The sequence below is a fragment of the Megamonas sp. Calf98-2 genome, assembly GCF_900110235.1.
Classification (GTDB): Bacteria; Bacillota; Negativicutes; order Selenomonadales; family Selenomonadaceae; genus Megamonas; species Megamonas funiformis.
In genome coordinates this window covers 1-24,357 of sequence record NZ_FOCY01000013.1, presented here as the reverse complement: position 1 = coordinate 24,357, position 24,357 = coordinate 1, and the positions used below count along the sequence as shown (strand labels likewise).

Sequence of the window (24,357 nt, the reverse complement as noted above, 5' to 3'; positions counted from 1 at the left end):
CCTTTCTTAAGCTAGGCCCAGACCAACTAATATAACATCAATAATTTTTATACATACAAATGGTACTATAATACCACCTAAACCATAAATCAAAAGATTTCTCTTTAATAATTCTCCTGCTGGAACTTCACGATATTTTACACCTTTTAAAGCCAAAGGAATTAATGCCACAATAATAAGTGCATTATAAATTATTGCTGATAAAACTGCAGATTGAGGACTGTGCAAATTCATGATATTTAATGCCGATAATCCAGGGTATAAAGATAAAAATAATGATGGTATTATCGCAAAATATTTTGCTAAATCATTAGCAATACTAAATGTAGTTAAACTACCACGAGTCATTAATAATTGTTTACCAATGCGAACTACTTCAATTAATTTTGTAGGTGAAGAGTCTAAATCTACCATGTTACCAGCTTCTTTAGCAGCCTGAGTACCTGTATTCATTGCTACTGCTACATCTGCTTGAGCAAGTGCTGGAGCATCATTTGTACCATCACCAGTCATTGCTACTAAATGACCTTTAGCTTGAAAATCACGTATCATGGCTAATTTACCTTCTGGTGTAGCTTCTGCTAGGAAGTCATCTACACCTGCTTCAGCGGCTATAGCTGCTGCTGTTAATGGGTTATCACCTGTAATCATAATAGTTTTAATACCCATTTTACGAAGGTCAGCAAATTTTTCTGCTACACCATCTTTTACAATATCTTTTAAATTAATAACACCTAATATTTTATAATCTTGAGCTACAACTAATGGTGTACCACCTATTTGAGCTACACGTTTCACAGCTTCTTCACATTGAGCAGAATAAGTACCACCATTTTCTATTACATAAGATTTTACTGCATCAGCAGCACCTTTTCTAATTTCATGACCATCATAATTTACACCACTCATTCTAGTTTTAGCAGTGAACGGTATAAATTCCATGTGATTTTCCTCAATATTTCTGCCACGAATGCCAAATTTTTCTTTAGCTAAAATTACAATACTACGACCTTCTGGAGTTTCATCAGCTAAAGAAGATAGCTGAGCAGCATTTGCCAAAGTTTTTTCATCAATTCCATCTACAGGAATAAATTCAGAAGCTTGACGATTTCCAAGTGTTATTGTCCCTGTTTTATCAAGCATTAAAATATCAACATCACCAGCAGCTTCAATAGCACGACCGCTCATTGCTAATACATTAGCTTGATTTAATCTACTCATACCAGCTATACCAATAGCTGAAAGCAAAGCACCAATTGTCGTAGGAGCTAAACACACAAGTAAAGCGACTAAAGTTGTTATTGAAGAAGGATTTTCCATACCTGCTTGTTTAGCAGAAAAATCAGAGTAAGTATATAAAGACATTGTTACTAAAATGAAAATAATAGAAAGAGCTATTAAGAAAATCTGCAAAGCCATTTCATTTGGAGTTTTCTTTCTCGCAGCGCCTTCAACCATAGAAATCATTTTGTCCAAGAAAGATTCGCCACTATCACAAGTAACACGAACTACAAGCCAATCAGAAGTAACAGTCGTACCACCTGTTACAGCACTACGGTCGCCACCACTTTCTCTAATAACTGGAGCAGATTCACCTGTTATTGCTGATTCATCAACAGATGCTGCCCCTTCAATTACTTCACCATCAGCAGGAATTTGTTGACCTGCTTTAACAATAACAATGTCTCCTTTTTTTAATGAAGAAGATACTACTACCTCATAATTTTCTTTATTATTTGCATCATGAAGTTTATACGCTTCTACATCTTTTTTAGCTGCACGAAGTGCATCAGCTTGTGCCTTGCCCCTGCCTTCAGCAATGGCTTCAGCAAAATTAGCAAAAATACAAGTTAACCATAAAATTATAGCAATTGCTAAAGTATAACCAGATGAAACATCTTGTACACCACTAAGTGATGCTACCCAAAGTAAAGAAGTCAAAATTGCTGAAATATATACTAATAACATTACAGGGTTTTCAGCTTGCACTTTTGGACTTAATTTTACAAATGAATCTTTAATAGCTCTTACAACCATTTGATTATCACTGAGAGCTGATTTAGTTTTTATCATTATTTTTAGCACTCCCCTTATGAAATCATGCTGAAATATTCAGCAATAGGTCCCAAAGATAACGCTGGGAAAAAGTTTAGCGCACCTACTAAAATTACAATAAATATCAACAAGAACACAAACATTGCATTACTTGTAGATAAAGTACCTGCGGTAACTGCCACTTTTTTCTTCTGTACTAAACTACCTGCTATAGCTAAAATACCAACAATAGGTAATAAACGTGCAAAAATCATAGTTAAACCAATACTAGTATTTAAAAATGGTGTATTCGCATTAAAGCCAGCAAATGCAGAACCATTGTTACCACCAGCAGAAGAATAAGCATATAATACCTCAGAAAAACCATGAGCTCCTACATTATTTAAACTGTCTGCTACACTAGGCACTATAGCTGCAATACCACTTGCTACTAAAATACCAATTGGTGTTGCTAAACATACAAGTACAGCCCATTTCATTTCAAATGGCTCTATTTTTTTACAGAGATATTCAGGTGTACGACCAACCATTAATCCTGCAATAAATACAGTTAATATAGCAAATGCTAACATACCATATAAACCACAACCAACACCGCCAAAAATAACTTCTCCTAATTGCATTTGAAGCATTGTAACTAAACCACCAAGTGGTGTATAGCTATCATGCATAGAGTTTACTGAACCATTTGATGCAGCTGTTGTATAAGCTGCCCAAGTAGAAGATTGAACTATACCAAAACGAGCTTCTTTACCTTCCATATTTCCACCAGCTTGATAATCCGTGCTAACAATATCTACAGCACCATTTTGAGCAAGCTGTGGAGTACCATTCTGTTCATTTATTGCTATAATTGATAAAAATGCTATCAACATGATATACATAGCTGCAAAAATAGCAATACCTTGTTTTTTATCTCTTATATTACGACCAAATGTAAAACATAATCCTGCTGGAATTAATAATAAAGCAGTACATTCAATCATATTTGTAAGTGAGTTAGGGTTTTCTAATGGATGCGCGGAATTTACACCGAAGAATCCACCACCATTTGTACCTAATTGTTTAATAGCAATCTGGCTTGCACCAGGTCCCATTGGCACGAATTGTTTTGTAACAATTGTCGCACCTTCTACTTTTTCGCCATCAACAAATACTATGTTATTATCTTTATCAATAGTAGCATTTTCAATGATATTACCTTCACTATCTACAGCAATAGGTTCAACTAATTGTACTTCTTGTCCTGGAGATAAATTCTGTACTACACCTTGAGAAACTAAGGCCATAGTAACTACCACACTTAATGGTAATAAAATATAAATTGTAGAACGCGTTAAATCCACCCAAAAGTTACCAATAGTATGTGATTTTGCTCTAACAAATGCACGAATTAAAGCAAATAAAACAGCTATACCAGTCGCGGCTGAAACAAAGTTTTGCGTAGTAAGTCCCATAAATTGAGAAAAATAACTCAATTGTGCTTCACCACTATATGATTGCCAGTTTGTATTTGTAGCGAAACTTGCTGCTGTATTAAAAGATAAGTGCCAACTCATAGGGTCAATATTTTGCGGATTGAAGGGCAATTTATCCTGGAAACATTGAAAAATATATAAAAATCCTAAGCCAATAAAGAAAAACCATATTACAGATGATAAATATGTTTTCCAAGTCATTTCTTCATCTTTTTTTACACCTATAATTTTATAAATAAGATTTTCAATTGGTAATAATATTTTTGACAAAAATACATGTTCACCATTCATAACTTTTGCCATATAAGTACCTAATGGAATAGAAAGAACAACCAGTACAACTAAAAATACAATATATTGCATAATAATATCTGCACTCATTATTGTTCATCCCCCTTCATAAGTATGTAAAAATAATAGATAAGCAACAATGTAGCTACTATGCCACTTATCCAAATCCAAATTTCCATTTTTATTCCTCCTTGCATTTTTATATCTTACTACAGGAAAAATAAAAATAGTGTTATGAAATATAGCTACTATATTAAGATTGTATTAAGATAAAAAAACTGCACTTTAAAGGCTTTTTACCTTTAAAGTGCAGTTTTAAATAAAAATTATTTTTTTAGAATTTAAATGTTACATTCGCAAGCCATTTATTAGCTGTTGTGGAATCACTATCTTGATATTCATAGCTGATACCATAAGCAATTTTATCACTTTCTGCTTCAATACCTAATTTATCTAATAATTATCTTTAATTTGCCGATAAAAAAATAGCAGATACATTTGTACCTGCTATTTTTATTTAGACTATATTTAAATATTTTCCAAGTTTTTCTGTTTAGTTTCTACACCTAAAGCAAATACTGCTACAGCAATAATGATAAATACACTAGCAAACATATAGAAAACAGTATGCATATCTCTTCCAGCTTCTATCATCATACCTACAACAAGTGGAGCAGCCATACCACCGATACGACCGACACCTGCTGCCCAACCACTGCCCATAGCACGGATAGCTGTTGGATAAAGTTCTGGTGTATAAGTATAAACAACACCCCATGCACCAAGATTAAAGAAGGACATCACACAGCCCCAGAAGATAATCAATTCTGCACTTTGAGCTTGTCCGAAGAAATAACTTGCTACACCACTCATACATAAAAATAAAGATAATGTATATTTTCTGCCTAATTTATCCACCAGCCATGCCGCACAGAAATATCCAGGAAGCTGAGCAAAGGTAATTAAAAGCACATATTCAAAAGTTTTTACAAAGGCAAAACCTTGCTGATAAACGATAGCAGGCAGCCATGTAAAAATTCCATAATAACTATAAACAATACCAAACCATACAATCCAAAGCATGATTGTTCTTGCTAAATATTTACCAGACCATAAATCTTTTAATTTTGGTTTTTCTGTAGGTGTATCATCAGTTGTTACTTTTAAATCGCCTTTATATTTAACACCAAGACGCATTTCCAAATCATCTACAATTTTTTGAGCTTCTTCTACTTTGCCTTTAGATAATAAATATCTTACAGATTCAGGCATATGCAAACGAATGAAAAATACATAAATAGCAGGTAAAGCACCAATGATAAAAGCATAATGCCAACCATAAACAGGAATGAATAAGTAAGCGATACAAGCAGCTGCTATCCAGCCCACGCCCCAGAAGCTTTCTAATAAGACGATAAATCTACCACGTAAATTTGTTGGTGCATATTCAGACATAAGTGTTGCAGCTACAGGAAGTTCACCGCCTAGACCAAAACCAACGAAGAAGCGGAAAATCAACAAGGATTCATAACTCCATGAAACTGCACAAAGTCCTGTGGCTATACTGTACAAAATTACTGTTGCGGAAAATACAGCTTTACGACCGAATTTATCAGCGATAGAGCCTGCAATTACTGCCCCTATTGCCATACCCACAAGACCAATAGAGCCGATAGCCCCCATCTGTCCAGCGGACAAGCCCCATTCTTTACCAAGTACAGGTAATACAAAGGCGATAAGCCCTGTATCCATTGCATCAAATAACCAACCAAGACCTGTGATAACTAATAATTTATAATGGAAACTACCTACTGGCAAAGCTTCCAATCTTTGTAATAACATTATTTACACTCCTTAATTTATAATCAAATTCTATGCAAATGTTTTAACGATAAATCTAAAATTGGTGCTGAATGAGTCAATGCACCGCTAGAAATGAAGTCCACACCGATTTTAGCTAATGCTTGTATATTTTCTTTAGTTACATTTCCAGAACATTCAGTTTGAGCTTTTCCGTCTATGAGTTTTATGGCTTCTTCCATCATATCTATGCTCATATTGTCAAGCATGATGATATCTGCTCTGGCTTCTAGAGCTTCTTTTACCATATCTAAATTTTCTGTTTCAACTTCTATTTTGCGTACAAATGGAGCATATGCTCTAGCTAATTCTATAGCTTTTTTTACACTGCCAGCAGCTCCAATATGATTATCTTTTAATAAGATACCATCAGATAGATTATAACGATGATTATTTCCTCCACCTACTGTAACAGCATATTTTTCAAAAATACGCATATTCGGTGTGGTCTTTCTCGTATCTAATAATTTTGTTTTACTGCCTGCTAATAAATTTACTACTTGATTTGTATATGTGGCAATTCCACTCATTCTCTGCAAATAGTTTAATGCCACGCGTTCTCCTGACAATAATACTCTGATATCGCCTTTTACTTTGGCAAGTAAATCGCCTTTGTTCACTTTATCGCCATCTTTAGCCATAAATATAATTTCGGTATCTTTATCTAATAATTCAAAGGTTCTAGCAAATACATTTAAACCCGCTATTACACCTTCACCTTTGCAGATTAAATCCACTTCGCCCAAAACTTTTTCTGGCATAATGGCATTAGTTGTTACATCTTCGCTAGTAATATCTTCTTGCAATGCCATCAAGATCAATTTATCTGCATTCATTTTCATTGTTATTTCATTCATCTTGCACTTCTCACTTTATCCATTTCATTGAAAATAGCTTTTTTATATTCTTGAGCTAAGATTATTTTTTCTCTATCTATATTTTGTTGTACATTATTTGCTAATTGAGCAAAATCTATATCGTATTTTTTATGTTGTGCATTTTCACCATCATGGATTTTATTAACTGCTCTTTTGGCGAAGACCAATCCTTCTAATAATGAATTACTAGCTAATCTATTTGCTCCATGAACTCCATTACAACTTGTTTCACCAACGGCATATAGATTGTTCATTGTAGTTTTGCTGTATTTATCTACATGAATACCACCCATATAATAATGCTGTGCTGGTACAATCGGTATCCATTGTTTAGTTACATCAAAACCTTCTTCAAGACATTTTTCATAGATATGAGGAAAATGATTTAAAATCACATCTTTACCAAGAACTGTCATATCTAACCAAACATAAGGCATATTATCTTTTGCCATTTGTTTTTTGATTTCTGCTGTCATTAAATCTCTAGGCAAAACTTCATTTGCAAAACGCTTTCCATCTTTGTCATATAATTTTGCTCCTTCACCTCTTACAGATTCAGAGATTAAAAAACTTCTACCTGGTTTATTTGTATATAATGAAGTTGGATGAATTTGTACATAGTCTGGATTTTCAAGTTTTATATTATGGCGAAGTGCTATCGCTATAGCATCACCTGTCAAATGAGGATAATTTGTGGAATGTTCATATAATCCACCTATACCTCCACTAGCTAAAATTGTATTATCTGCTTCAATAGTTAAATACTCATCATTTTTATCCTTAGCCAAAATACCAAAACAAGTATTATCTTGTTCAATTAAATCTAACATAGTGACATATTCTAAAATATGTACATTAGGTAATTTCTGTACTGCTTTTAATAAATTTCTAGTGATTTCTTTACCTGTGATATCTTCATGAAATAAAATTCTAGCTTTAGAATGACAACCTTCTCTTGTATAATTCAATTCGCCATTTGCTTGTTTAGCAAAATCTACACCATAGCCAATCAATTCATTTATGACTTCACGAGAAGAACGTATCATTATATCTACAGACTCTCTTCTATTTTCATAATGACCAGCTTTCAATGTATCTTCCATAAAACTATCATAATCATTTTCGTCCCTTAAGACACAAATACCACCTTGTGCTAAGAAAGAATCACTATTTTCTACAGCATCTTTTGTTATCATCAATATATTTTTATCAATAGGACAATGTAGTGCTGCAAATAAGCCACTAGCACCAGTACCTACAATCAATATATCTGTTTTATAATTTTGCATATTTACACCTTCATTATTTTGCTAATTCTAACATTTTTTCAAGTGGTTTCATCGCTTTGATACTTAACTCTTCATCAACTTCTACCACATATCTTTCATTCACTAAGCTATCTTTAACTTTCGTTAAAGTAACTTTTTTCATGTCATCACAATATTGTCTAGGTATTGCTGGCAAAAATAACTTATCTGGATTTTTTTGTTTCAATTCATACATAACACCATTTTCTGTACCAATGATGAACTCTTTTTCCTCAGAATTAGTGGCAAACTTTATAATTTCTGATGTACTGCCTACAAAATCAGCTAAATTCGTTACTTCTTCACTACACTCTGGATGAACTAAAAATAACGCATTTGGATGTGCTCTTTTCGTTTCAATCACTAAATTTGCACTTATTTTTCTATGTATTGGACAATAACCATCATTGCAGATAATATTCTTTTCAGGAACTTTGCTCGCTACATATGCTCCTAAGTTACCATCTGGAATGAAGAAAATATTTTTATTTGATAATTTTTTCACAATCTCAACTGCGTTAGAAGAAGTTACACAAACATCAGAGACTGCTTTTAATTCAGCTGTAGAATTTATATAACAAACTACTGCTAAGTCTTCGACTTCTTCACGCATTTTTTTTACTTTATCTACGCTTGCCATATGTGCCATAGCACAATCTGCATATCTATCTGGCAATAATACTTTCTTTTTAGGATTTAAAATTTTTGCACTTTCACCCATGAAAGATACTCCTGCAAATACGATTAAATCAGCACCAATATTTTTAGCAATTTTACTTAAATAAAACGAATCTCCTATATAATCTGCGACTTCTTGAACATCATCAGGAACATAATAATGTGCCAAAATAACAGCATTTTTTTCTTTTTTTAATTGCTCTACTTCTTCTTTTAAAGACAACATCAAGATTTCTCCTTCATGGAATATTTTTTGATATTATACATCAAATATTAACAACTGACAAGACATCAATGTATACAAATATTTTTCAATTGTCAATAAGAAGTCGTTTTTACTGCTAAACGAAACAGTGATTTTACTCGATTATGATATAATTAAGCCAATATATTTTTGATAAATTTGTGAGGTAATCTTATGTTAGAATTCATCATTGGCAGAGCAGGAAGTGGAAAAACCACAGCTTGTTTAAATACCATTAAAGAAAAATTAATCCATTCACCGACAGGGAAACCTCTAGTTATATTATTGCCTGACCATATGACTTTTGCGATTGAACGTCAATTAGCTTTAGAATTAAAAGATTATGGCGGTTTTACTAGAGCTTATGTCTTGGGCATGAGTAGACTTGCCTATCAAGTATTAATGCGTTGCGGTGGGATACTCCATCCACATCTCAATGAAATCGGCAAAGAATTATTATTATCTAGAGTTTTAAGTTCTACAAAACTCTCTATCTTAGCCAAGGCTGCTCGCCAACATCATTTCACAGCTTCTGTATCACAAATCATTGAAGAATTCAAAACTTCTGGTATCAGCGTTACTACTTTGCAAGATATTCTAACGCTTATCGATAATGATTCACTCAAACAAAAATTAAGTGATTTAACTTCTATTTACGCTGGTCTTGATGAACAGATGGCTGGTCGCTATCACGATAGCGAGGATATGATGGAACTTGCGATCAAAAAATTACCTGAATGTACATGGCTCCAAGATGCTGAAATTTGGATAGATGGTTTTGATGCTTTCAATCCTCAACATGTTCGCGTAGTTGAACAATTATTAGCATTAGCTAGTGATATTCATTTAACATTATGCATCAACAATTTAAATGATATTGAACATGAAGCACCTACTGCTTTATTTCATCGCCAATTCAATGTATTTCAACAGATAAATAATATGGCTAAAAAATTAGCTCTACCTACAAAGATAACTACACTTACAAAAAATCACCGCCATAAACAACAAGATTTAGCCTTTATTGAAGAGCAATTATTTAAATTTCCTTTAACGAAAAGAAATTATACTGGCGGTCTTCAAATAGTCGAAGCACCTAATCGCCGTTTAGAATGTGAAGCTGTCGCCTGCGATATTTTGCGTCTATGTCGCGAAGAAAATTATCGCCATTATGATATCGGTATTTTAATCCGCAGTAGTGAAGATTATAGCGAATTATTACAAGCAGTCTTGAATGATTTTAATATTCCTTATTTCAGCGATAGCAAGCGACAAACTGCTCATCATCCTCTAGCTGAATTAATCCGCTCTAGCCTAGAGGCTATTTCTACATGGCAATACGAACCATTATTTCGAGCTTTTAAGACTGATTTCTTCAATGACAAATATTTACAATCACTTAAAAACCTCGAAGAAAATACAGATAAAATAGAATTAAATTTAACAGAACAAAAAGCTATCGCTCGTAAAGCCATTGATAAATTGGAAAATTACGTCTTAGCTTTTGGTCTTCGCGGTCGCAATCGCTGGTGTGAAGAAAATGATTGGCGTTTTTCTCACCATAAACAGATTGACTCTATGGGCACAGATTTGGAAGAAGAAGCTAATTTCACTGCTATAAATTTAACTAGACGCAGTTTAGTCGCTCCTTTAGAGAAGTTCTACACTGCTTGCCAAAATTCGCAGACTATCGAGGAATATACGCTTGCCCTATATGATTTTCTGCTCGATTTACAAATACCGACTCAATTGCAATTATGGGAAAAAATAGCCCAAGAACAAAATGATATTGCCCTTGCCAAAGAACATCATCAAATCTGGGATAATATCATTGAATTGATGGATCAATTAGTGCAAATATGTGGCAAGGATTATATCAATCTTGAAAATTATTTAAAATTAATTAATGATGGCTTAGATAGTATACAGATTGCTTTGATACCACCTGGCTATGATTATGTTACACTTGCACCATTTGAACATAATACTTTAAACAATAAAAAAACTATTTATATTTTAGGTGCTAATGAAAAAATCATGCCTCGCCATAGTAAAACAGAAGGTATCTTAAGTGATGCTGAACGTTTATTGATGGCAAGTCTAGGGCTAAATATCTCTAGTGGTACAATGGAAGATAATTTTGCCGAAAGATATCTTCTCTACAAAGGCTTTTCCTTAGCTACAGATTATCTTTGGGTATCTTATGCTCTAGCCGATGGTGAAGGAGCTGGACTGAATAAATCCATCTTGATAACTAGATTGCAAAAAATTTTGCCTAAAGCAAAGTTCACAGCTATTCCTCTAGATAAAATAATCTCTTATCCAAGTGATTTTACGCTAAAAGAAAATCCTTTAGATAGCTCATTTGCAATAAAGACCATGCAAGTATCTACAACAAGAAAGACGCTTAGTCATTTGACTTCAGCTCTTCGCCAAGCTCGTGATGGTGAAGATTTAGCGTCATTTTGGCAAGATGTTTATAATTATCTCTTAACTGCTGATGTGCCTTTATCTACGGCACTACAAAGTATTTTCGCCCAAGCACCAAAACCTGTATTGCCATCTGATTTAGCTAGTAAATTATATACGAAACGCAAAACACTTCGTGGCAGTGTAACACGCTTTGAACAATTCTTTAATTGCCCATTCAAACATTTTGCTCATTATGCCTTAAATCTACAAGAACGCAAAGAATTTAAATTTGCCGCTCCAGATTTAGGGATTTTACTCCACGCCATCATGCACCAATTTGGAGAAATCCTCGTAAAACGACAAATATCATGGCAAGATGTAACTCATGAACAATGTCAACAAATTTGCAAACAAATCATCAAAACGATTGCTCCTAAATTGCAAAATGAAATTCTCTTAAGTTCCAATCGCTATAGACATCTTTTGCAGAGAATTGAGCAATTATCCATTGATTCTTTGATGCGTCTAGTGGAATTTGCCAAACACAGTGAATTTTCACCTAAAGCTCTAGAGCAAGATTTCGGTGCTAATAGCTCTATGTCTCCTTTATTGTTCACAGATGAAGATAATCACAAAATAGAAATCATTGGGCAGATTGACCGCATTGATTTCAATGATAATTACTATCTAGTCATTGACTATAAATCAGGCAATGCTTTTATTAATCTACTACAAGTATATTATGGCTTGAAATTACAGCTTTTGACTTATCTTTTAGTGGCTCAAAATACTACTTTGCAATTATATAATATGGAAAATGCCATTCCTGCTGGTATTTTATATTGCTTTTTAAAAACGCCTATCATCACAGGTACTAATAAATTATCCGTTCAACAAATTAAAACAGAAATTGAAAAGAAAATGCGTATGCCTGGCTGGGTATTGGCAGATCCAGAAATCATCAAAAAAATTGATGACTCTTCTAATTTTATCAAAGTGCGTTTAAATAAAAATCAAGATGATATCTCCGCTCAAAGTCGTTCCTATGTAAAAACAGCAGAAGAATTCGATTTATTGATGAAACATATCGAAAATACTTTAAAAGAAGCTGGCAGTGAAATTTTAAAGGGCAATGCTGATATCGCACCGTATAAATTAAAAGATGAAACAGCCTGCAAATACTGCCCATATATCGCCATCTGTCGTTTTGATAAATATATCTCCGGCTATAATTATCGAGAAATAAATCAACTCAATGATGAAGAAATCATTGAAAAATTAAAACAGAAAGAAGGAATTCCATGCCTTGGTCAGCACAGCAACAACAAGCTATAAATACTTATGATAAAAATATCCTCGTAGCCGCAGCTGCTGGCTCAGGGAAAACCTCTGTATTAGTAGAGCGTGTAATTCAACGCATTGTAAATAAAACATGCGACATCAATCAAATACTAGTCGTTACCTTCACTAATGCAGCTGCATCTGAAATGCGTGAACGTATCGCCAGTGCCATCACAGAGAAATTATCCGATAAAGATAAAGAGCGTCAACTCATATTATTAAACGCTTCTTCAATCTCCACACTTCATGCTTTTTGTCAAAATATCATTCGCCAATATTTTCATCAATTAGGCTTAGATCCTAAATTTCGTCTTGCTAATCCTCAAGAAATTGAATTATTAAAACTCGATGTACTTGAAGAACTCTTTGAAACGAATTATGACAAAGATGATAATGAAGACTTTCTAGAATTTACTGACACCTATGGCAATGAACGTGGCGATGATAGCACCTATGATATCATCTTAAAGCTATATGAATACTCTCGCAGTCAGCCTTTTCCTTTACAATGGCTGAAAGCTCTACCTTCATATTTTCAAATCAATAATGCTGATGAACTCAATGATTGCCCATGGCTACAGATAATCAAAGACAATGTCAAAGATGGTTTAAATATAGCCATAGACAATAGCCAGAAGATGTATCAATTAGCTACAGATTTAAACTTACCACCTTATGCAGATATTGCCAGTGAAGATTTAGCTTTTCTTTATGATTTAAATAATTTAATCGACACTTCATGGCAAGAATTTTTTAATTTAATCAATGAATTTAAATTTAAAGCTCTGCGAATTTCTAAAAAATTCTCTGTAAGTGAAGAAGATAAAGCTACCATTTCCGCTCTTCGTGATGAAACCAAGAAAATCATCAAACAATTAAAAGAGCATTATTTTACGCAAACTATTGAAGATACACTCTCCGATATGCCTCAATTGTATAAACAAGCCAATAGCTTATGTAATATAACCATAGAATTTTCTCAAGCTTTTAGTAAAGCTAAAAACGAACGCTCTTTAGTCGATTTTTCTGACCTTGAACATTTCACTTTGAAATTACTCGCTGAAGAAAATTCCACTGCTGAAAAGCTGATACCTTCATCAATCGCTCAGACATTACAGGAAAAATATGTAGAAATCATGGTCGATGAATACCAAGATACAAACGGAGTTCAAGAAGCTATTTTAAATCTAATCGCTTCACGCACTAAACCAAATTTATTTTTTGTCGGCGATGTAAAACAAAGCATTTATAAATTCCGTTTAGCTGAGCCAGAATTATTCTTAGCTAAATATCATCAATATCCTCATGAAGAAGATTGTCTTCGCATTGATTTAGCCCAAAACTTCCGCAGTCGCAAGGAAATCCTTGATGGCGTCAATTTCATCTTTTCCCAAATCATGACTACAAAAGCTGGAGAATTATCTTATGGCAAAGATGAAGCCTTATACTGCGGTTTTGATTATCCTCAAAGTGAATTTTTGACTTTAAAATCACCAATTGAATTAACATTATTGGATAAACAGCAAAAATTAACTTTAACTGATAATGATGATAGTGATAACGAAGACACTGTACAAGGCTTTCAAGCTGAAGCTAAATATATTGCTCTTCGCATAAAAGAATTGATGAATAAACAGCCTTTAGTCTTTAATAAACATACAAAGACTTATCGCCCTATAAAATGGAAAGATATCGTTATCCTACTGCGTTCTGTTCAAGATAAAGCTAAGATATTAGCTGATGTACTTCGCGAAGATAATATTCCTGTATATGCTACTATCGAAACGGGATATTTCCAAGAAACAGAAGTTCGCATCATGCTTTCATTATTGCAGATAATCGACAATCCGCAACAAGATATACCACTGACTGCGATTTTATACTCACCTATATTTAATTTCACTGTTGAAGATTTAGCTCATATCCGTCTTATCAATCCACAATTAAATATGTATGAAACTTTATTATTCATGACATCTATTAATGAGCTACAAGAACAATTACTCCCTATAGATAAAAAAGTATTTGCTAAATTGCAGATTAAAGTAAATGATTTTCTCACTAAATTGCACTATTGGCGAGATTATGCCCGCAGTCATAGCGTACCTGAATTGATTTGGCTATTGCTCAATGATACAGGATATTATGATTATGTAGGTGGCTTGCCTGAAGGCTCTGTACGCCAAGCAAATTTAAGAGCGCTCTATGATCGAGCTTTCAATTATGAGCAGACTTCTTTCCGCGGTCTTTTCCGCTTCTTGCGTTTTATCCATAAAATGCAACATATGGGAAATGATTTAGCCGTAGCTAGAAATCTAAGTGATAGTGAAGATGTAGTGCGTATCATGAGTATTCATAAGAGCAAAGGTCTTGAATTTCCTATAGTAATTCTTGCTGATATCGGCAAACAATTCAATCTCAAAGATATTCAAGAAAGTGTTCTCTTTCATAAAAAACTCGGCTTAGGTCTTTATGTAAATGATGTCAAACATCACTATCGCTATCAAAATTTATCTCGCCAAGCTATCATTCAGCAAATCGTCAAAGAGTACAAAGCTGAAGAAATGCGTATATTATATGTAGCTATGACTAGAGCTCGTGAAAAACTCATACTCACAGGTACTGTTCGCAATATGGAAAAATTTATTCAATATACTTGTTCTCAATTGCAAACAACGACAAAAACTCTACCTGATTATTTCATCATGCAGGCAAAATCATATTTAGATTGGCTAGCTCCTGCTATTGCTCGCCATAAAGACGGCTTAGTCTTACGACGTCAATCAGCTACAAATGAAAGTGCTATTTTATTAGATGATCCTTCACAGTGGCAAATTTCTCTAATCAACTCATTAGATATCACAGATAAAACTATAATTTCCACTGTAAATGAAGATATCATCAATAAAGTAAAAAAATTACAGCCATTGCCAGCTACAAAGCAAAAAGACAATATTGATAAATTATTGAATTGGTCTTATCCTCATCAAGAGGCATTGTCCATTCCTGCAAAATTGTCCGTTACTGAAATCAAACAGCAATTTGCTTCAACCGATTATGCTCCTCAAGATGATAATGCTCAAACGCTATTTGCGGAAACCAGTTTTAAACGACCACAATTTTTGCAAAAACAAACGAAAATGACTGCTACAGAATACGGTAGTTTAATGCATACAGTGATGCAACATTTAGATTTCCACGGCGATTTATCCGATAAAGGCATATTAGCCCAACTACAAAATTTAGCTGATAGAGAAATAATCGATAAACAACATATAAATAAAATCTACCGCAAAAATATCCGTGAATTTCTATTTTCACCGCTAGGTCTACGCATTCAAAAAGCAAAATCACTACAAAGAGAATTGGCTTTTAACCGCATGATTAATGCTAAAGTCTATTATCCTCAAGCTGAAGATAATGATACTATCTTTATCCAAGGTATTATCGACTTATTAGTAGAAGAAGATGATGGCTTGATTTTATTAGACTATAAAACAGATAATTGCACACAAATAGAAGCTAAAGCAAAATATGCTATGCAAATAGAACTTTATGCTCAAGCAGCCAGTGAAATCATGCGAAAACCGATTAAAGAAAAATATCTCTATCTTTTTCATGATGCTAGCTTGATAAAAATGTAACTTTAGTTATACAATTAACTAAATCGAATAATTATAAACGTATAAAAGGAGATTTTTAATGTATAAATTAATAGCCCTTGATATGGACGGCACTTTATTTAATTCTGACAAGCAAATCACTGATAGAACAAAAGAAACTTTAGCTCAAGCTAGAGCTTTAGGTGTAAAAATTGTCCTTGCTTCTGGTAGACCACTTGCTGGACTTCAACCACCACTTAAAGAATTAGATTTAATTCATGAAGGCGAATATGTTTTAAGCTTTAATGGTGCTTTAATCGTTGATGCAAAAACTGGTGAAGCAGTATCTAAATGTATTTTAAAAGGCTCAGATTATAAAAAATTATTTAAATTAGCTCAAGAATTAGGCGTACATTGTCAAGCCTTCTCTCCTAGTCGTGGCTTAATTACTAACGAAACTAGCCAATATACAGAACATGAAGCTAGTATCAATCAAATTGATATCAACATCATCAATCCTTTAACAGATATTACAGATGAAGAAGATATCATCAAAGTTATGTTCATTGATCCACCAGAAATTTTAGATGAGGCTATCGCAAAACTTCCTGCATGGATTAAAGAAGATTTCAATGTATTTAAAAGCGCTCCTTTCTTTTTAGAAATCACTCATAAAGATGTAGATAAAGGTGCTGGATTATTACATCTTGCTGATTATTTAAATATCAAACAATCTGAAACTATGGCATGTGGCGACCAAGGCAATGACTACACTATGATCAAAGCTGCCGGTCTTGGTGTTGCTATGGAAAACGGCATTGATAAAGTAAAAGCTATCGCCGATTATGTAACTGATACAAACGATAATGATGGTGTAGCTAAAGCCATTGAAAAATTTGTTTTAAATAAATAAAATAGCTCCAAATAAATAACCCTCAACAGTTATCAATAAAACAACTATTGAGGGTTATTTTCTATTAATTATTAAATTATAAATTCATAATTATGCTCTACTTGTTAAAATATCATCATGAGCTCTAGCATATTCTACGATTTGTATAAAGCGTAATCCACCTATAGAATCACGGCTAACTGTAATCCATGTCAAATACATTGGTGTATCAGTCCAACGGAATTTATCCTTTTTCGTATAATAAGATTCATCACCAAAACAAATAGAAGTCTGTTCTATATTCAACTTACATTGAGTGATTGTGTAATAATTAAATTCTGAAGACATTGGCACATTATTTATTTTCTTTTCCTGATAAATAATGATATTCTTATTGATAGAACCGTCTTCATTTCTTGCATATTTTATGCTATTTGCATCAAAATCATAATTATAATCTTCTGCAGGTCCAATATCAAAGGCTTGCCAATTATATGTTTGTGTATTTTTTTCTTCACTTTGAGCGAAAGCTACACAAGTATTTACAATCAATAACATCATCAATAAATAAATTACTTTTATTGTTTTATTCATTAAAAATCACAACCTTTTATTTAAATTTATTAACTTAGAAAAGAGGTATTTTATGGCACCAAAATCAACTTGGGAAACTTTTACCTTTGTATCTGGCATTGGTTTTCACTTTGTAATCACTATTGGCGTTTGTATTTTCTTAGGGCAAAAAGCTGATATCTACTTTAACTCTACACCTATTTTCACTTTAATTGGCATCATCTTAGGTGTAATCACCGCTGTTTACACTGCTTATAAAAAAATCAAAGATGTAAATAAATCTTAAGGAGTATCTATGATTAAATATATCGTCAAAGCAGATGTCAAAGAGCAATTAGCTAAAGATTACTTAAAACGCCATGAAAATATATCTTCTACATTATGGAAAAAAATCAAGCGACAAGATGAATTTTTCGTAAATGGTCAAAAAGTTCGTGCTACACAGGCAATAGTAAAACCAAATGACATCATTGAATACAATCTTCCTGTAACTTCCAAAGTAGAAGCTATACAAATACCCTTAAATATTGTCTTTGAAGATGATTATTTCTTAATCGTGGATAAAATAGCTGGTATGCTCACTCACCCATTGACATTTGAAAATACTCAAACTCTAGCTAATGGCGTGATGTATCATTTTGCGAAAACTAATCAAAATGTAGGCTGTCATCCACTTTATCGCCTTGATAGAAATACTTCTGGCCTCGTCGTTTTTGCTAAAATGCCACAATTACAACATCAATTAGCCAATAACCACCAAAAATTTCAAAGATATTACTATGCCCTAGTTCATGGAAAACTCTCACAAAAACAAGGGCAGATAAATGCACCTATTGGCAGAAAAAAAGATAGTATCATTCTGCATGAAGTCAATGATGAAGGCAAACATGCCATCACCAATTATCGCGTAATCAAAGAATTTGAAAATTATTCTTTAATCAAGCTATGGCTAGAAACAGGGCGAACACATCAAATACGTGTGCATATGTCTTATCTTGGTCATCCATTATTAGGAGATGACCTCTATGGTGGTAAATTAAATTTAATCGCTCGCCATGCTCTTCATGCTTATAAATTAAAATTCACTCACCCTTTTACCCATGAAGAAATTTGTCTCTCCAGTTCCCTGCCAGATGATATGGCAAAATTAATCATAGATTAGGAATTTGCCAATTTATAGGTTTTTCACCCACAGCTTCTAAAAAGGCATTTACTTTAGAAAATGGTCTACTGCCGAAAAATCCATTAAATGCAGATAATGGACTTGGATGTGCAGACTCTACGATGAAATGTTTCGGATTCGTAATCATTTTTTTCTTTTTGCGAGCAGGTGCTCCCCATAAAACAAAAGCTATAGGTTTTTCACGTTCATTTAAGATTTCAATAATTCTATCTGTGAATTTTTCCCACCCCATATTACGATGAGAATTCGCTTGATGTGCTCTCACTGTAAGTACAGTGTTTAATAATAATACACCTTGCTGTGTCCATGGTTTTAAGCATCCATTATTCGGTATTTCACAGCCTAAATCTTCTTTTAACTCTTTGAAAATATTCACAAGTGAAGGTGGAGCTTTTACTCCAGGTTTTACAGAAAAACTAAGTCCATGTGCCTGACCATCACCATGATAAGGGTCTTGACCTAAAATCACAACTTTTGTATCATGATAACTTGTGTAATGGAGAGCATTGAAAATATCATACATGTCTGGAAATATCTGTCTCGTTTTATACTCATCTACTAAAAATTTACGAAGTTCTAAATAATATGGTTTCTTCAATTCTGGATTTAAAAATTCAGCCCAATCATTATGAAAAATCTCCATGAATTACACCTCTTTCTCATTTAAATATCATTATTTTTATTATACCAAAATATTAACAATAGGAAAAACAACGGAGGCACTCAATGAATAATCATTTAAAAGGTATTTTAATGGTATTATCTTCTACTGCGATGTGGGGTCTTGTGGGAATTTTAGTTCAATATTTAATAAGTAGAGAACATTTCACACCTGAGTGGCTTGTAAATACACGCTTACTTGCCAGCGGTTTAATCCTTTTAATCATCACTTATTTTTTCTATGAACGAAATATATTTCAAGTATTAAAAACAGATTTTATGTCTTTATTAATATTAGGTGTAATTGGGCTATTAGGTTCACAATATGGTTTTTATATCTGCATAAATCACAGCAATGCTCCTACTGCCACTATTTTAGTATTTCTTTTACCTGTATTCATCATGCTCTACACTTTATTAGTAAAACATAAACGACCTTCCGGTCTTGAACTCATTTCTATTTTATTCGCTATAACAGGTACATCTTTAATAGTTACTAAAGGAGATTTTTCTTCAATTATTCTTTCCCCTATAGCCTTTATGGCTGGTATCACTTCTGCACTTTATTGTGTATTTTATACGCTTTAACCTCGCAAAGTATTATCTAAATACTCCTCTACAAATGTAATGGGATGGAGTATGCTCTTTGGTGGAATATTTATTTCTTGTTTTAATAATCCACTAGATATACCAAGAGAGATAAATTTATATACATTAAGTGCAATTTTAAGCATGATTTTATTTGGTACTGTATTAGCCTTTTGCTTTTACTTAAAAAGCCTTGATTACTTGAGTCCAACTGAAGCCAGTATATTAACTGTGGGCGAACCACTTTGTTCTATTATTCTCTCTTTAATCTTCTTAAATGTTACTTTCTCCTCTATCGAACTTATGGGAGCAGTATTAATTTTAAGTACAGTATTTATCTTAGCTAAAGCAAAATAAGAGGCTAATTTTAGCCTCTTATTTTTATTTTCATCTATATTTTTCTGTTTTTATGCCCCACCCCAAAACAAATAAATAATATGTATTATCCAAACGGTAAGCATCACATATTGTACCCAAAAGAATTCAGCTGGCATAAAATAATAACCTATGCTCATTATTACTGTTACCATAAAAAGCACTTTGAATTTTGCCTTTATGCTCATTGTTCGCTTTTGCACAAAATCTGCCAAATGTTTTTTATATAAATCAGTTTGCCTAAACCATTGATGTAATCTCTGTGAACCTTTAGAAAAACAATATAGAGTTAACAAATAAAAAGGCACTGTTGGTAATAATGGCAATATAATCCCTATAGTTCCTAATATAAAGCTTATACAACCTAAGCTTATCCAAAAATATCGCATCAAAATTTTATTTGATAATTCCACTTTGCACCTCATTAAATAAATGATAACAATTTTCAATAAAATTATATCATAATATACTGGAATTATCTTCTATTATTTAGCAATTATCCTTTAATTGTTTTTCTATTATCGTATTTAAAATAAATCATACTTGCTACAGTAGCTATTACAGCTATAATACCTTCAAGATAAAAAGCTATATTTAGATTATATATTTCCGCAATATTACCAGCTATCATTGGTACTATCGTCATTCCCACTGCATAAATAGCTTGATAATATCCCATAGCTGTAGAACGTTTTTCGATAGGGACATTTTTCATTGCTTCTGAAGTGCAAAAAGAAAAAACAATCCCTGTAGATAATCCCGCTAATATTTGAATAGCAATCAATAAATTAGGTGAAAAAATATTAGGTACAGCAAAACAATATATAGCTAAAACGAATAAAATAAAAGGTATCCAAAGTGATGACCCCAATCGTCTAGCAAAATTACTTGCTGAAAAATAAGAAGCTAGCACTGCTACAATAATATATACGATGGATAGTAGACCAATTTGAAATGCACTCGCATTTATTTCATGAGCAATCTGCGTTGTAAAACTCATACAAGTAGCCATTAAGATACCTTGTTGAACTAATGCCAATATCGAAAAGAAAATCAATCTTTTATCTGCATAAACTTTTATTAAATCTGATGTTTTCGGCACTATTTTTACTGTTTTTGTCTTTTGCTCTTTAATACCAAACGATAATAATATCGCTGGCACTCCACTACAGATACTCAATAAACATAAAAAATTCATACCTAAATGATTATAGCTCAAGGTACTTAAAACAAAACCACCTAAAACGCCTATATTATTAGCAGCCATGATAAGGCCCATTGCTCGCTGTAGATTTTCACAAGTGAAATAACTAGCATATAAAACCATGAAAGAAATCCACATAGCTGAAGCAAAACCAGATAATATATTTCCCACTAAAAAACCTGTTTGCGGTTCTAAAATAATGCGAAATACAGAAGCTAGTGCTGAAGCTGTAACTCCCAAAATGATAAATAATTTATGACGACCATTTTTATCTGCCATAATGCCAATGGGCATTCTCAATACCATTTGCGAAAAACCATATATACCTATGATTATGCCAATCATGCTAGAAGAAACCTGCATAGTTAATAAATATGGTGTTTGAAAAGGCACATATACATATTGAGCAAACCAAAATAGTACAACTATTACCAACAACAAATTTTTCTGGTAATTTAATTTACTTTTGTCCATGAAAAATCTTTTACTCCTTTCATTTTGGATTAAAATTTTAAAATAAAAATCGCCTTAGATTAAGGCGATTTTTTTATTTATAAATTATACATATGATTTAAAGGGCCACTGCCTTTTCCTAAATCTAAATTAGCTTTTAATGCTCCTGTGATATAATCTTTAGCATTTTTAATGCTTGTAACTAAATCATGACCAGCAGCTAAATTAGAAGCAATCGCTGATGATAAAGTACAGCCTGTACCATGAGTATTTGGATTGTCTATGCGATTACCTTCAAACCAATGAATTTCTCCATGGTCCCAAAGCAAATCATCTGCTGTATCTTCCAAATGACCACCTTTAATTAAAATAGCTGTCGGTATCTTTTGTGAAATAGTCTGTGCTGCTTTTATGCAATCTTCTTTCGTCTTGATAGCAAAACCACATAAAACTTCTGCTTCTGCTAAATTTGGTGTAATCACTGTAGCTAATGGCAATAATTTTTCAATTAAAGTATTTGCCGCATCTTCTTCCATCAAACGACTACCAGCTGTAGAAACCATTACTGGGTCAGCAACGATATTTTTAGCTTTATATTCTACTAATTTATGAGCAATCATCTCAATGATTTCTTTATTTGCTACCATACCGATTTTAACTGCATCAGGATAAATATCTTGGAAAATACAATCCAATTGTCTGCCAACAAAGTCAGCCCCTGCATCTAAAATGCCATAAACACCAGTTGTATTTTGAGCTGTCAGTGCTGTAATTGCACTCATTGCATACATTTTATGAGCAGTAATTGTTTTTATATCCGCTTGAATACCTGCTCCACCACTACAATCTGAACCTGCTATTGTCAAAACTTTTTTCATTTCATTCATCTCTATCATCTCTTTTCATATTTAGCCATAGCTTCTAACTGTTCACCAGTCATATTATAAATAGCATCAATTAAATAATTTCTAAAGCTTGCATTGCCATCTAATTCGCCCATGCGTTTTTGAGCGATTTCACCTGCTACACCCATAGCACAAAAAGCTGCTACTGTAGCTATTAATTTATTATCTTTATTTGCTGCTAAATAAGCTGTAGTAAATGCTGATAACATACAGCCACTACCTGTAATTTTACTCATGATTTTATGACCATTGTAAATCACATAAGCATCTTTACTATCAGCCACAATATCAATGACACCACTAATAGCAATAATAGCATCCATATTTTTAGATAATTGCTTAGCAAATTTTACATATTCTGTTAAATTCTCTTCAGTAATGCTATCTCTTATATCAGCATCTACACCACGAGTTGAACCACTGCCATTTGCTAAAGTTTTTATTTCAGAAATATTACCGCGAATTACATCAAATTTTATATTTTTTACTAATTCAACAGCAGTGCGAGTGCGAAGTTCTGACGCTCCTACACCTACAGGGTCTAATAAAACTGCATGACTTAATCTATTAGCCATCCAACCTGCTTTATGCATAGAATTAATTGTTCTTGAATTCAACGTACCAATATTTATATTTAAACCATTACAAATGCTGGTGATTTCTTCTACTTCATTGATATCATCAGCCATAATAGGTGATGCTCCACAAGCTAATAAAATATTTGCACAATCATTTACAGTAACATAATTAGTAATATTATGTATTAATGGAGAATTTTTACGCACATTCTCTAAACATTCTTTCAACAAAATAATCAGCCTCCTTTTTATTATTTTCATTCTACAATATTCACAAAATGCCTGCAATGAAAAAGCTTTTTGTTTAACTTGACTCCATTAAAATTAACTTAATTTATAGATTTAGCTTTTACTAAATTTAAATTAAGTATTAATATTGCCGAAATAATGCATATCATACCTAATATCTTTGTTAAATCAAATACTTCCTGAAAAAATATCAATCCCACTATAGCTGATACAATAGGTTCAATCGTAGCTAATATTGAAGCTTTTCCTGCTTCTAATTTTTTTAACCATACTGAGCAAGAAGTCTCCTACCTCTAAGGTAGTGAGATGAATTGCTCCTTAGGAGATTGAATGGATATATATTTTATGAGATAATCTTATTGGTCGAATATAAAAAAATGTGGTGATTATAATGAATTTAGACAACAATGCTCATTCAGTATTTTTGCTAAATTATCATTTAGTATTAGTCATAAAATATAGAAGAAAAGTTTTTGATGACAACATTTCTTCACGAGCTAAAGAAATATTTGAGTATATATCTCCTAAATATAATATAACTTTGCAAGAAT

The 24,357-nt window shown here is 32.8% G+C and carries 19 protein-coding genes and 2 pseudogenes; 8 read left to right on the top strand and 13 right to left on the bottom strand.

All coding sequences use genetic code 11. The features are described from left to right. Positions 1-6: 6 nt before the first annotated feature. The 6 genes from kdpB to nadA all read right to left on the bottom strand — a co-directional run bounded on the left by kdpB (position 7) and on the right by nadA (position 8,773). Complete coding sequence (kdpB, locus tag BMX03_RS05245) at positions 7-2,073, bottom strand: potassium-transporting ATPase subunit KdpB (protein WP_091694242.1); 2,067 nt, start codon at positions 2,071-2,073, stop codon at positions 7-9. A 17-nt stretch (positions 2,074-2,090) separates the two neighbouring features. After that, complete coding sequence (gene kdpA / locus BMX03_RS05240) at positions 2,091-3,914, bottom strand: potassium-transporting ATPase subunit KdpA (protein WP_091694239.1); 1,824 nt, start codon at positions 3,912-3,914, stop codon at positions 2,091-2,093. 438 nt (positions 3,915-4,352) lie between these two features. Next, positions 4,353-5,666, bottom strand: coding sequence for an MFS transporter (locus BMX03_RS05235; protein ID WP_015561914.1), 1,314 nt, complete (start codon positions 5,664-5,666; stop codon positions 4,353-4,355). 23 nt (positions 5,667-5,689) lie between these two features. After that, the gene (gene nadC, locus BMX03_RS05230; RefSeq protein WP_075554959.1) at positions 5,690-6,541 is read right to left on the bottom strand and encodes a carboxylating nicotinate-nucleotide diphosphorylase; all 852 of its coding nucleotides are present in this window, start codon (positions 6,539-6,541) and stop codon (positions 5,690-5,692) included. Beyond that, on the bottom strand, positions 6,538-7,851 hold the full coding sequence (locus BMX03_RS05225) for an L-aspartate oxidase (protein ID WP_091694237.1): 1,314 nt from the start codon (positions 7,849-7,851) through the stop codon (positions 6,538-6,540). The genes nadC and BMX03_RS05225 overlap by 4 nt, the downstream gene beginning before the upstream one ends. Before the next feature lie 13 nt (positions 7,852-7,864). Next, entirely contained in the window at positions 7,865-8,773 is a 909-nt protein-coding gene (nadA, locus tag BMX03_RS05220) for a quinolinate synthase NadA (protein WP_091694234.1), read from the bottom strand. Positions 8,774-8,965: 192 nt separating this feature from the next. Here nadA and addB point away from each other — a divergent pair, with 192 nt between their 5' ends. The 3 genes from addB to yidA are packed head-to-tail and all read left to right on the top strand — an operon-like array spanning position 8,966 to position 17,059. Next, positions 8,966-12,538, top strand: coding sequence for a helicase-exonuclease AddAB subunit AddB (gene addB, locus BMX03_RS05215; RefSeq protein ID WP_091694231.1), 3,573 nt, complete (start codon positions 8,966-8,968; stop codon positions 12,536-12,538). Beyond that, entirely contained in the window at positions 12,505-16,188 is a 3,684-nt protein-coding gene (gene addA / locus BMX03_RS05210; RefSeq protein WP_091694229.1) for a helicase-exonuclease AddAB subunit AddA, read from the top strand. Before addB ends, addA begins: the two co-directional genes overlap by 34 nt. Before the next feature lie 58 nt (positions 16,189-16,246). Further along, a complete protein-coding gene (yidA, locus tag BMX03_RS05205; RefSeq protein ID WP_022227684.1) occupies positions 16,247-17,059 on the top strand; it encodes a sugar-phosphatase in 813 nt (270 codons plus the stop codon). 90 nt (positions 17,060-17,149) lie between these two features. On the opposite strand, the gene BMX03_RS05200 is transcribed toward yidA, so the two are convergent. Continuing rightward, positions 17,150-17,632 (bottom strand): hypothetical protein, encoded by a 483-nt coding sequence (locus tag BMX03_RS05200; RefSeq protein ID WP_022227685.1) that lies wholly within the window; start codon positions 17,630-17,632, stop codon positions 17,150-17,152. A 52-nt stretch (positions 17,633-17,684) separates the two neighbouring features. Between BMX03_RS05200 and BMX03_RS05195 the strand changes: the two genes are divergently transcribed. Continuing rightward, positions 17,685-17,897, top strand: coding sequence for an AtpZ/AtpI family protein (locus BMX03_RS05195; protein ID WP_091694226.1), 213 nt, complete (start codon positions 17,685-17,687; stop codon positions 17,895-17,897). Between the two features lie 9 nt (positions 17,898-17,906). Then, positions 17,907-18,773 (top strand): RluA family pseudouridine synthase, encoded by an 867-nt coding sequence (locus tag BMX03_RS05190; RefSeq protein ID WP_075554965.1) that lies wholly within the window; start codon positions 17,907-17,909, stop codon positions 18,771-18,773. Here the strand turns inward: BMX03_RS05190 and BMX03_RS05185 are convergent. Next, entirely contained in the window at positions 18,763-19,437 is a 675-nt protein-coding gene (locus tag BMX03_RS05185; protein ID WP_019000029.1) for a uracil-DNA glycosylase, read from the bottom strand. The genes BMX03_RS05190 and BMX03_RS05185 overlap by 11 nt on opposite strands. An 83-nt stretch (positions 19,438-19,520) precedes the next feature. Here BMX03_RS05185 and BMX03_RS05180 point away from each other — a divergent pair, with 83 nt between their 5' ends. Next, complete coding sequence (locus tag BMX03_RS05180; protein WP_091694224.1) at positions 19,521-20,042, top strand: DMT family transporter; 522 nt, start codon at positions 19,521-19,523, stop codon at positions 20,040-20,042. A 15-nt stretch (positions 20,043-20,057) separates the two neighbouring features. Then, positions 20,058-20,399: pseudogene (locus tag BMX03_RS05175) on the top strand (DMT family transporter); the annotation flags it as partial. A gap of 50 nt (positions 20,400-20,449) precedes the next feature. Here the strand turns inward: BMX03_RS05175 and BMX03_RS05170 are convergent. The 5 genes and pseudogenes from BMX03_RS05170 to BMX03_RS11520 form a co-directional block, all read right to left on the bottom strand. Further along, the gene (locus tag BMX03_RS05170; RefSeq protein WP_225091019.1) at positions 20,450-20,830 is read right to left on the bottom strand and encodes a YbaN family protein; all 381 of its coding nucleotides are present in this window, start codon (positions 20,828-20,830) and stop codon (positions 20,450-20,452) included. 83 nt (positions 20,831-20,913) lie between these two features. Further along, complete coding sequence (locus tag BMX03_RS05165; RefSeq protein WP_091694218.1) at positions 20,914-22,095, bottom strand: MFS transporter; 1,182 nt, start codon at positions 22,093-22,095, stop codon at positions 20,914-20,916. Positions 22,096-22,172: 77 nt separating this feature from the next. Then, complete coding sequence (gene thiD / locus BMX03_RS05160; protein WP_022227579.1) at positions 22,173-22,961, bottom strand: bifunctional hydroxymethylpyrimidine kinase/phosphomethylpyrimidine kinase; 789 nt, start codon at positions 22,959-22,961, stop codon at positions 22,173-22,175. A 5-nt stretch (positions 22,962-22,966) separates the two neighbouring features. Next, positions 22,967-23,788 (bottom strand): hydroxyethylthiazole kinase, encoded by an 822-nt coding sequence (gene thiM / locus BMX03_RS05155; protein WP_091694217.1) that lies wholly within the window; start codon positions 23,786-23,788, stop codon positions 22,967-22,969. A gap of 98 nt (positions 23,789-23,886) precedes the next feature. Next, positions 23,887-24,060: pseudogene (locus BMX03_RS11520) on the bottom strand (EamA family transporter); the annotation flags it as partial. Between the two features lie 137 nt (positions 24,061-24,197). Between BMX03_RS11520 and BMX03_RS05145 the strand changes: the two are divergent. Further along, positions 24,198-24,357: transposase (locus BMX03_RS05145; RefSeq protein WP_177159361.1), on the top strand; the 160-nt coding region annotated here is incomplete at its 3' end.